This is a genomic window from Cerasibacillus quisquiliarum, from assembly GCF_014202495.1.
Lineage (GTDB): Bacteria > Bacillota > Bacilli > Bacillales > Amphibacillaceae > Cerasibacillus > Cerasibacillus quisquiliarum.
Map to the genome: position 1 here is coordinate 1 of NZ_JACHHA010000029.1, position 1,787 is coordinate 1,787.

The 1,787-nt window shown below is 37.7% G+C and carries 1 protein-coding gene; it reads right to left on the bottom strand.

What is annotated here, in order from left to right; genetic code table 11:
* On the bottom strand, window positions 1-1,627 hold a 1,627-nt coding region (locus HNQ35_RS13910), incomplete at its 3' end, for an IS1182 family transposase (RefSeq protein WP_246118126.1).
* Between the last annotated feature and the right edge of the window lie 160 nt (window positions 1,628-1,787).

Sequence of the window (1,787 nt, forward strand, 5' to 3'; positions counted from 1 at the left end):
TAAAAATTGCTCGGAACCATTTTTTTGTATGGTTATTTCCATCATCTATCATGGATTTGTTCTTTATGGCGGTAACCTTCCTTAAGTTTACCGCCATAAATGCAAATCCTAATTCATTTTTTACTTTCTCTTTTCCCCTGACGGACATTCGAGTGAAACCCAAATTAGCCTTCAAGAATCCGAAGACTGGTTCCACATCAATTTTACGTTTGCCGTAAATTTCACCAATTTTCTCATCTGAAAGCTTCTCTCTGACATATTCTTTTTGAGATTCCCACTTTTCATTTCGAAATACTTTCCGATTGTTTCCTTCTTTAGCTCTGGTACATAGAGAGCGTAAAGGACAACCAGAACAGTCTTCGCATTCATACACGTTGAACTCTCGTGTAAATCCGTATCTGTCGGTTCGATGGGATACATGACTAAAAAATACTTTCTTTCCATTCGGGCATGTGAACGCATTTTCTTCTTCATCGTATTTCCAATTATCTACATGAAAAGCGTTGTTTTTGTGTTTCTTTTTCTTCTCCTTACGATACTGATTGTATGTAATAAGCGGAATTCTATTTCGATTACTCATAATATCTTCATAATTTTGTTCACTGCCATAACCTGCATCCGCAACAATAAATTCTGGTAACTCAAAATAGTTTTCTTCGATATTGTCGAGAAATGGAATCAGTGTACGCGTGTCTGTCGGATTTGGAAAAACATCATAAGCGAGTGCGTATTGACCTTCCGTCGCGACTTGAACATTATACCCAGCTTTCAGTTGACCATTCTTCATGTAGTCATCTTTCATTCGCATAAAAGTGGCATCTGTATCCGTTTTGGAGTAACTATTGCGGTCCTCAAATATTTCCATATCCTTTTGATATTTTTGTTTGCGCACAATAAAATCTTGGAATTGCTTACGAGCTTGTTTTGGTGCCTTACGTTCCGAACGCAGTTGTTTCCGTTCGCTTCCAACTTCACTTGCCTCAATTTGTTTGTCATATTCCTCCACTTTTTTTTCAAGATTTTCTACAATGTTTTTCATTTCTTCAACGGAGAGCTCTTCTAAATTTTCTCGCTCAATTTCTGGAATAATTTCATTCTCAAGTAACTCATCATACATTTGATTTGACTTTTCTACTAGCTTAGAGTGATATTTTTCTGTCGATTTTCGCCAGACAAAAGTGAATTTATTTGCGCTCGCTTCAATCTTTGTGCCATCAATGAAAATTGCTTCTTCATCAATCAGTTTTTCTTCAACTAATTGACTCCTGAACTGGACAAAGCACTCCCGCAATAACTTTTCTACCTCAGGATGTACTCGAAAACGATTAATTGTGCGATAACTCGGTTCATGCCCTTGAGCCAACCACATCATCCGGATACTGTCTTTTAATAACGCTTCGATTTTTCGACCAGAGAAGACGGATTGCGAATAAGCGCATAAAATAACCTTCATCATCATCCGTGGGTGATAGGCTGGGCGGCCAGTTTGACGCAAGAACCCTTCGAATGCCTCATCAGGAATACTTTCCACCAGCTCATGGACCGTATAGGCAATATCATTTTCCTGTAATTTTATTTCTAAATCTAGCGGCAAGACAACTTGATTCATGGTATAATGTTTAAACATAAGGACACCTCTTTTTAAATTATTGTCTGGTAACTTTAATTTTATCAAAAGGTGTCCTTTTTGTTTACTCAAATAACCATAAAAAGGCGTGGGGCCTACACTTTTTTAGTGTAAGCTCCCACGCCTTAGTTTTTATTTACTGGGGTTTTGTCCCAGCCTC